Origin of the sequence: Acidisphaera rubrifaciens HS-AP3 (assembly GCF_000964365.1) — a bacterium.
GTDB classification, from domain to species: domain Bacteria; phylum Pseudomonadota; class Alphaproteobacteria; order Acetobacterales; family Acetobacteraceae; genus Acidisphaera; species Acidisphaera rubrifaciens.
In genome coordinates, this window is the sequence record NZ_BANB01000031.1 from 1 (window position 1) to 9,087 (window position 9,087).

Sequence of the window (9,087 nt, forward strand, 5' to 3'; positions counted from 1 at the left end):
CTGGGCGGCGGCCACCATCGCCTTCGCCCTCGGGCAGGCGGTGGCCGGCTACGCGCTGTCGGCGCTGCTGGTGCGCACCGGCAGCTTTACCCTGCTGTTCGCGCTCGGCGCCGGGGCGATCCTCGCCGCGCTTTCGATCGACCTGCTGGCCGGCGGCGCGCGCCGCCGCGCGCGGATCAGCCCTTCTTCACAGGCGGCAGGTCGAGCCTGATGCTGAGTTCCTTCAGCCGCGCCGCCGTCACCGGCGCGGGCGCGCCCATCAGCAGATCCTCGCCCTGCTGGTTGAGCGGGAACAGGATCACCTCGCGTATGTTCGGCTCGTCGGCGAGCAGCATCACGATGCGGTCGATGCCGGGCGCCGAGCCGCCATGCGGCGGGGCGCCGTAGCGGAAGGCGTTGAGCATGCCGCCGAACCGCGCCTCCACGTCCTCGGCCTTGTAGCCGGCGATCTCGAAGGCGCGCAGCATGATGTCGGGCCGGTGGTTGCGGATCGCGCCGCTCGACAGCTCGATGCCGTTGCAGACGATGTCGTACTGGAACGCCTTGATGGTCAGCGGGTCCTGGGTGTTCAGCGCCTCCAGCCCGCCCTGCGGCATGCTGAACGGATTGTGGCTGAAGTCGATCTGCCCCGTCTCCTCGTTCAGCTCGTACATCGGGAAATCGGTGATCCAGCAGAAGCGGAACGCGCCGCCCTCGATCAGCCCGAGGTCCTGCCCGAGCTTGGTGCGCACCGCCCCCGCGAAGCCGGGCGTCGTGTCGCGCGCGCCCGCCGCGAAGAACACCGCATCGCCCGGCGCGAGGCCGCAGGCCGCGCGGATCGCCTCGGCCCGGTCGGCCTCCAGGTTGCGGGCGATCGGCCCCTTCGCGCCCTCGGCGTCGAACGTGATGTAGCCGAGGCCGCCCGCCCCCTGCTCGCGCGCCCATTCGTTCAGCTTGTCGAAGAAGCTGCGCGGCTGCGACGCCGCACCCGGTGCCGGGATCGCCCGGACGATGCCGCCGCCCGCCGCGATCCTGGCGAACAGGCCGAAGCCCGACCCGGCGAAGGCGTCCGTCACGTCGCGTATGCGCAGCGGGTTGCGCAGGTCCGGCTTGTCCGACCCGTATTCAAGGAGCGCGGTGTCATAGGGGATTCGCACGAAGGGCGGCGGCGAGACGGCGCGGCCGTCGGCGAACTCCTCGAACACGCCCGCGATCACCGGCTCGATGGTGGCGAACACGTCCTCCTGCGTGACGAAGCTCATCTCGAAATCGAGCTGGTAGAACTCGCCGGGCGAACGGTCGGCGCGGCTCGCCTCGTCGCGGAAACAGGGCGCGATCTGGAAATACCGGTCGAAGCCCGCGACCATCAGCAGTTGCTTGAACTGCTGCGGCGCCTGCGGCAGCGCGTAGAACTTGCCGGGATGCAGCCGCGCGGGCACCAGGAAGTCGCGCGCGCCCTCGGGACTGGACGCGGTCAGGATCGGGGTCTGGTACTCGATGAACCCCGCCTCGATCATGCGGCGGCGGATGCTGGCGATGACGCCGGCGCGCAGCACCATGTTGCGGTGGATCTTCTCCCGCCGCAGGTCGATGAAGCGGTGCCGCAGGCGGATGTCCTCGGGGTATTTCTCGTCCCCCGCCACCTGCATCGGCAGCACGTCGGCGGCTGATTGCAGCTCCAGGGCGCTGGCGCGCAGCTCGACCTCGCCGGTCGGCAGGCGCGGGTTGATCGTGCCGGGCGCGCGGGCCACCACCTCGCCGGTCACGGTGATCACGCTCTCCAGCCGCAGGGCGTCGGCCGCGGCAAAGGCGGGGGAGCCGGCCGGGAAGACGATCTGCGTAAGGCCGTAATGGTCGCGCAGGTCGATGAACAGCAGCCCGCCATGGTCGCGCTTGCTGTGGACCCAGCCCGAAAGCCGCGCCGTCCGTCCGGCGTCGGCGGCGCGCAGCGCGGCGCAGGTATGGGTGCGGTAGGCATGCATGGGCGGGTTCCGGGACGTTGCGGGACGTGCGCGGCAGAAAGCGCCGCCCCGCGGCCAAGTCAATCGGCAGCCTTCGGGCGGCCGGGACGCGCGGCCCGCCGGCCTGACGGACGGGCCGCGAGCGTGTATATGCGTCGCATGTCCCGCTCCCTGCCGGAGTTCCCGGCCCCGACCCTGATCACCGAGACCGAAGCCCTCGCCGCCCTCTGCGAACGACTGCGCGCCGAGACCTATGTGACGGTCGACACCGAATTCATGCGCGACCGCACCTATTGGCCGGAGCTGTGCGTGGTCCAGCTCGCCGGCACGCACGAGGTCGCGGTCGTCGATGCCGAGGCGCCGGGCATCGACCTTGCCCCGCTCGGCGCGCTGCTCGCCGATCCGGCCGTGACCAAGGTGTTCCACGCCGCGCGACAGGACATCGAGATTTTCGTGCTGAAGTTCGGCGCCGTGCCGGCCCCGCTGTTCGACACGCAGGTGGCGGCGATGGTGGCCGGCTTCGGCGATCAGGTCGGCTACGACAGTCTCGTCTCCTCGCTCACCGGCGGGTCGATCGACAAGGCGCACCGGTTCAGCGACTGGTCCGTGCGCCCGCTGTCGCCGGCACAGATCACCTATGCCGCGGCCGACGTGACGCATCTGCGCGGCGTGTACGAACGGCTGCGCCAGCGGCTGGAGCGGGACGGCCGGCTCGACTGGGTGGCCGAGGAAATGGCGGTCCTGGCCGCGCCCGAGACCTATCGCCCCGATCCCGAGACCGCCTGGGAACGCCTGCGCCCGCGCACCAACAACCGCCGCTACCTGGCGCAGATACGCGCCATCGCCGCGTGGCGCGAGCGGGAGGCGCAGCGGGTGAACATCCCGCGCCAGCGCGTGCTGCGCGACGAGACCCTGCTGGAGATCGCGGCCACGGCGCCGACCACGCCCGAGGAACTCGGCCGCGCGCGCGGCATCAGCCGCGGTTTCGCCGAGGGGCGCACCGGCACGTCGCTGCTCGCGGTGGTCGCCGAGACGCGCGCCCTGCCGGACGAGGCGCTGCCCGAGGCGCCGCGCGCGCCGACCGGGCCGAAGCCCTCGCCCGGGCTGGTCGCGCTGCTGAAGGTGCTGCTGGCCGCCAAGTGCGAACAGCACCATGTCGCGCCGCGCCTGGTAGCGAGCGGGGACGACATCGACCGGCTGGCGGCGGAGGACGAGCCCGCCGTCCCGGCGCTGCACGGCTGGCGGCGCGACGTGTTCGGCGAGGACGCGCTACGGCTCAAGACCGGGCGCGTGGCGCTGACCTCGGCGGGCCGGCGGGTCAAGCTTCTGGCAGTGGACTGAACACGGCACGGCGCCCCCTTTGCCGGGGGCCTGCCGCCCGGATCAGCGGCCCGTCAGGATGCGCTCGACAAGCTGCTTCACGGTCGGGATGAACCCGTTCGAATAGAACGGGTCGCGCGCGAAGCGAAAGCCGTTATGACCGCTGAACATCAGCTCGTGGTCGATCGACGGCGCGTCGGGCGCGGTGTCGTGGATGATGTTCTGCAGCGTCTTCTGGATGCAGAAGCTGCGCGGATCGGCCTTCTTGCCGTTGGTGTAGTCGGGGCCGTGCTGGCTCCAGTTGGAGAAGCGGCACTGGCTCAGACAGCCCATGCAGGCGGTCTGGTCGGCATGGATCTCCGCAGCCTTTTCCGGCGTGACGAAGACCAGGGTCGAGTCCGGGGTGCGCAGCGCCTCGGTATGGCCCTGCCCCTCCCACTGCATCACGCGGCCGTAATCGCGGTCGGTCAGGTAGACGAGGCGCTTGCGCGGACCGACGCCATAGGCGGCAACGTGCTCGCCCACCGGTTCGGTCGTATAGGCGACCTGCCGTTCGCTGCGTTGACGCAGTTCCTCGATGAAGGCGTTCTTGACGGCCGACGAATAGAAGCCGGTCGGGCTGAAGCGCTGGAGCAGGATGTCACCCTCCTGCAGCGTCAGCAGCTTCTGCTTCCAGGCGTCGGAGATCGGGCTTTCCTTTGTCAGCAGCGGGCGGGTGCCGAACTGGAACGCGATCGGGCCGAGGTCGGGGTTGTCGATCCAGTCCTGCCATTCCTCCAGCCACCACACGCCGCCCGCCATGACGATGGGCGTGTCGTGCAGGCCGAAAGCCCGCATCTGCTGGCGCAGGGCGAGCACGCGGGGGAACGGGTCCTCGGGCTTGTCCGGGTTCTCGCCGTTCGACAGGCCGTTATGGCCGCCGGCGAGCCACGGGTCCTCGTACACGACGCCGCCGAGCAGGTCGGCCGCCTTGTGATAGGCGCGCTTCCACAGGGCGTTGAAGGCCCGCGCCGAGGAGACGATCGGGTAGTAGTGGATGCCGAAGCGGGCGGCGATGTCGGACAGGCGATAGGGCATGCCCGCGCCGCACGTGAGGCCGTGGATCAGCCCCTTCGCCTGTTCCAGCACCTCGGTGATGATGCGTTCGGCGCCGCCCATCTCCCACAGGATGTTGGCATGGATGCGCCCGCGCCCGCCGGACAGTTCGTGCGCCTGCCGCGCCTGCTCGACCGCGCCCTGCACCGCATAGGCGACGAGTTCCTCGTGCCGGTCGCGGCGGGTCCGGCCGCGATAGATCTGCTGGATGCGCCGGCCCAGCCCGTCATGGCTGTCGGCGTTGACGGCCGAGAAGGTGCCGACGCCGCCGGCCAGCGCCCACAGGCCCGACGAACGGCCGTTGGAGACGGACACGCCCTTGCCGCCTTCCACCAGGGGCAGAACCTCCGCCCCGCCCATCCGTATCGCGTTGATCGCCCGCATCGGTCCCCCAGGCCCGGACCGGCCGCCCCGCGCTGCGCGGGGCCAGACCGGCCGGATACCAACAAATATCGTCCCGGCGGCCCCGTGCAAGCGGCACCCGCCAGGGCGGATGCCGTCGCACGCCGGCCGGACGGCTAGTCCGCCGCCGACGACTGGTCGGCGCCGCGGTCGCCGCCGCGCTCGCGGTCGGGCCGGCCCGCCTTGGCGCCCACCTGGTCGCTGATGTCGGCGCCCGTGGCCTGATCGACCACCCGCATCGACAGCTTCACCTTGCCGCGATCGTCGAAGCCGAGGACCTTCACCTTCACCGCGTCGCCCTGCTTGACCACGTCGGTCGTCTTGGCGACGCGGCCCTGCGACAGTTCGCTGATGTGCACGAGGCCGTCGCGCGAGCCGAGGAAGTTGACGAAGGCGCCGAACTCGGCGGTCTTGACCACCTTGCCGTTGTAGATCGCGCCGATCTCGGGCTCCGCGACGATGCCGCGGATGCGGTCGATCGCCGCCTGCGTGCGCTCCTGCTCGCTGGACGCGATCTTGATCGTGCCGTCATCCTCGATGTCGATCTTGCAGCCCGTCAGCTCGACGATCTCGCGGATCACCTTGCCGCCGGTGCCGATCACGTCGCGGATCTTCTCCTTCGGCACGGTGATCACGGTGATGCGCGGCGCGGTCGCGGCCACGTCGCCGCGCGCCCCGGTGATCGCCTTGGCCATCTCGCCGAGGATGTGCAGCCGCCCCTCGCGCGCCTGATCGAGCGCGATCTTCATGATCTCGGGCGTGATGGACGTGATCTTGATGTCCATCTGCAGGCTGGTCACGCCGACCTCGGTGCCCGCCACCTTGAAGTCCATGTCGCCGAGATGGTCCTCGTCGCCGAGGATGTCGGACAGCACGGCGAAGCCGCGATCCTCCTTGATCAGCCCCATGGCGATGCCCGCGACGGGCCGCTTCAGCGGCACGCCCGCGTCCATCAGCGACAGCGAGGTGCCGCAGACCGTCGCCATCGACGACGAGCCGTTGCTCTCGGTGATCTCGGAGACGACGCGCAGCGTGTAGGGGAACGCCTCCTTGGCCGGCAGCAGCGGATGCACCGCGCGCCACGCGAGCTTGCCGTGGCCGATTTCGCGCCGGCCGGGCGAGCCCATGCGGCCCGCCTCACCCACCGAATAGGGTGGGAAGTTGTAGTGCAGCATGAAGTGCTCGCGGTACTCGCCCTCGAGCGCGTCGATGATCTGCTCGTCCTGGCCGGTGCCGAGAGTCGCGACGCACAGCGACTGCGTCTCGCCGCGGGTGAACAGCGCCGAGCCGTGCGCGCGCGGCAGCACGCCGACCTCGGCCACGATCGGGCGGACCGTCTTGGTGTCGCGCCCGTCGATGCGCATGCCGGTGTCGAGGATGGCGTTGCGCACGATGTCGGCTTCGAGATCGTGGAAGATCGCGCGCGCCTTGTCGGTCGGCAGCCCCTCGGCGGCCAGCGCCTCGATCGCCTGCTTCTTGGCGGCGTCGAGCTTGGCGTAGCGCTCCTGCTTGACGGTCGCCTTGTAGGCGTCGGTCAGGGCGGGGCGGGCGATGGCGTCGACGCGGGCGGCGAGCGCCTTTTCCTCGTCCGACTTCTCCGTCAGTGCCCAGGGTTCCTTGGCGGCGTGCTCGGCCAGTTCGATGATCGCCTGGATCACCGGCTGGAAGTTGGTATGGCCGAAGGTGACGGCGCCGAGCATGACCTCCTCGGTCAGCTCATGGGCCTCGCTCTCGACCATGAGCACGCCCTCGGCGGTGCCGGCGACGACGAGGTCGAGCTGGCTCTCCTCGGTCTCCTGCATGGTCGGGTTGAGGATGTACTGGCCGTCCTTGTAGCCGACGCGGGCGGCGGCGATCGGGCCGAAGAACGGGATGCCCGACAGCGTCAGCGCGGCGGAGCAGCCGACCAGCGCCACGATGTCCGGATCGTTCTCGAGATCATGGCTGAGGACGGTCGCGATGACCTGCACCTCGTTGCGGAACCCCTCGGGGAACAGCGGGCGGATCGGCCGGTCGATCAGGCGCGAGACCAGCACCTCGTTCTCGCTCGGCCGCCCTTCGCGCTTGAAGAAGCCGCCGGGGATCTTGCCGGCGGCGAAGGCCTTTTCCTGATAGTTGACCGTGAGCGGGAAGAAATCCTGTCCCGGCTTGGCGGTCTTGGCGCCCACCGCCGTGCAGAGCACGATGGTGTCGCCGTAGCGGACCAGCACGGCGCCGTCGGCCTGACGGGCCATCTTGCCCGTCTCCAGCACGAGCGTGCGCCCGCCCCACTCAAGTTCCTTACGGAAGTAGTTGAACATTCAGCAATCCTTCGGACAATGCGCGTTCAAGCGGTGTCCGGCAGCCTCCTGTCCGATCAGGGCACGGCGTCTCGGGCGGCATGGGTGTTGCGGACCCGTCCCCAGGGGCCGCACAGCCATGTGGCCGGAGGCGCCGTCGCATGTTCCGAGGATCGGAAGGGCGACGCACCGGTCGTCCGCCGCGTGACGCGGCTCGGGCCGCACGCCCCCATGGCGTGCGGCATCATCGAATCCCCCGACATATGGGCCCGGATGGGCCCAAGCGTCAGAGGCCGGCGCCGCGGATCAGCGGCGCAGGTTCAGTCGGCCGATCAGCGCCTCGTAGCGCTTCACGTCCTTGGCCTTGAGGTAGTCGAGCAGACGGCGCCGGCGACCGACCAGCATCAGCAGGCCGCGGCGGGAGTGGAAGTCCTTGGCGTGGGTCTTCAGATGCTCCGTCAGGTTGGCGATCCGCTCTGACAGCAGGGCCACCTGCACTTCCGGGCTGCCGGTATCGGCGGTGCCGGTTGCGTATTCGCCAATGAGCGCCGTGCGGCGCTCGGCCGTGATCGACATCGGATGTTGCTCCGCTGGTCGGGGTTACAGGATGCGCTCGGGCCGCAGCCACCCGTCCTCCAGGCGGCAAAGACCGATCACGCGCTGCCCCGCCATGGCGCGGGCCAATCCCCCATCGGGATCGGCCGCGTCCGGAATCCGGCCCATCAGAGCGACCAGGCTGATGGCCTGGCCGTGCGTCAGGTCGGCGGCCTCGCTTTCCGTCAGGGCCAGAGCCGGGATGTCGGCCAGCGCGGTCGCAACGGGAAGCAGAAGGTCCGGGGAAGCGCGCGGGGTATCAGGCCCCGGCGTGACTTTGTCCAGCGGAATCGCCTGGGCCTCGGTGAACGGGCCGACCCGCAGCCGGCGCAGGGCTGCGATATGACCGAGCGTGCCGCAGGCGGCGGCGAGGTCGCGCGCCAGGCTGCGCATGTAGACGCCCTTGCCGCTCGCCACCTCGAACACCGCGTGATCGGCGTCCGGCCGCTCGATCAGGTCGAACCGGTCCACCCGCGCCGGGCGCGGCTCCAGCACCGGGGCACGGCCCTCGCGCGCCATGTCATAGGCGCGCTCGCCCGCCACCTTGATCGCCGAATAGACGGGCGGGATCTGCATGATCAGGCCGGTGAAGCGCGGCAGCGCCGCGCGCAGCGCCGCGTCGGTCGGACGCTCGGCAGATGTCGCGGTCACCTGTCCGTCCGCGTCGTCGGTGTCGCGCGCCTCCCCCAGGAGGAGGGTGAAGCGGTAGAGCTTCGTGCCGTCCATGACATAGGGCACGGTCTTGGTCGCCGCGCCGAACGCGACCGGCAGCACCCCCGTCGCCAGCGGATCGAGCGTGCCGCCATGCCCCGCCTTCTGCGCGTCGAAGCCGCGACGGACGCGGTTGACCACGTCGGTGCTGGTCAGCCCGGGCGGCTTGTCGATGATCAGCCACCCGTCGAGCGGGCGGCCACGCGGTTTGCGGCGGGACATGCGGGATTTCTCAGGAAAGGGCGGGCAGGCCGATGGCGGCGGGGGCGATCCGCGCCGGCGGCATCTAGGGGGCGCCTTCGTCCGGGCCGGCCGGCTCGTCGAGGTCGTCGTCGGGTTGGCCGGCATCGTCGCGGCGATCCGCGTCGTCGGTCTCCCCGATGCCGAGATCGCGCGCGACCTCGGGGCGGTGCAGCAGGGTGTCGATCTTCATCGCGTAATCGAGCGTGTGATCCGGCTGGAACGACAGGTCGGGGGCGTGCCGCAGGCGCAGGGCGTGGGCGATCTGGGCGCGCAGGAACGGCGCCGCGCGGCGCAGGGCCGGCAGCACCTCATCCACGTCCGACCGGCCAAGCCGCGCGACGAAGGCGGTCGCGCGCTTCAGGTCCGGCCCGATCCGCACCTCGGTCACGGTGATCGTCACGCCCGCGAGGTCGGGGTCGCGCACGTCGCCGCGGCCGAACACGCCGGCGAGGACGTGGCGGATCTCCTCGGCCACGCGCAGCTGCCGCTGCGTCGGCGCCTTC

General features: G+C 70.7%; 8 protein-coding genes. 2 read left to right on the plus strand and 6 right to left on the minus strand.

The features are described from left to right. A partial coding sequence (locus tag B8460_RS21510; RefSeq protein ID WP_048859715.1) for a hypothetical protein occupies nucleotides 1-211 on the plus strand: 211 nt, incomplete at its 5' end. Here the strand turns inward: B8460_RS21510 and aspS are convergent. After that, complete coding sequence (gene aspS, locus B8460_RS01060) at nucleotides 177-1,961, minus strand: aspartate--tRNA ligase (RefSeq protein ID WP_048859716.1); 1,785 nt, start codon at nucleotides 1,959-1,961, stop codon at nucleotides 177-179. The two genes, B8460_RS21510 and aspS, sit on opposite strands and share 35 nt — an antisense overlap. 138 nt (nucleotides 1,962-2,099) lie before the next feature. Between aspS and rnd the strand changes: the two genes are divergently transcribed. Beyond that, complete coding sequence (gene rnd, locus B8460_RS01065; RefSeq protein ID WP_373855589.1) at nucleotides 2,100-3,281, plus strand: ribonuclease D; 1,182 nt, start codon at nucleotides 2,100-2,102, stop codon at nucleotides 3,279-3,281. Nucleotides 3,282-3,323: 42 nt separating this feature from the next. Here the strand turns inward: rnd and B8460_RS01070 are convergent, their stop codons facing one another. The 5 genes from B8460_RS01070 to rbfA all read right to left on the minus strand — a co-directional run. After that, nucleotides 3,324-4,739 carry an NAD(P)H-dependent flavin oxidoreductase gene (locus tag B8460_RS01070; RefSeq protein WP_048859718.1) on the minus strand — a complete coding sequence of 472 codons (1,416 nt, stop codon included), beginning with the start codon at nucleotides 4,737-4,739 and terminating at the stop codon, nucleotides 3,324-3,326. Between the two features lie 134 nt (nucleotides 4,740-4,873). Then, nucleotides 4,874-7,057: a polyribonucleotide nucleotidyltransferase gene (pnp, locus tag B8460_RS01075; RefSeq protein WP_048859719.1), complete on the minus strand. Its 2,184-nt coding sequence runs from the start codon at nucleotides 7,055-7,057 to the stop codon at nucleotides 4,874-4,876. A gap of 285 nt (nucleotides 7,058-7,342) precedes the next feature. After that, on the minus strand, nucleotides 7,343-7,612 hold the full coding sequence (gene rpsO / locus B8460_RS01080) for a 30S ribosomal protein S15 (RefSeq protein WP_048859720.1): 270 nt from the start codon (nucleotides 7,610-7,612) through the stop codon (nucleotides 7,343-7,345). A gap of 24 nt (nucleotides 7,613-7,636) precedes the next feature. Continuing rightward, nucleotides 7,637-8,563, minus strand: a complete 927-nt coding sequence (gene truB, locus B8460_RS01085) for a tRNA pseudouridine(55) synthase TruB (RefSeq protein WP_048859721.1) — start codon at nucleotides 8,561-8,563, stop codon at nucleotides 7,637-7,639. Between the two features lie 64 nt (nucleotides 8,564-8,627). Next, on the minus strand, nucleotides 8,628-9,087 hold a 460-nt coding region (rbfA, locus tag B8460_RS01090), incomplete at its 5' end, for a 30S ribosome-binding factor RbfA (RefSeq protein WP_048859722.1).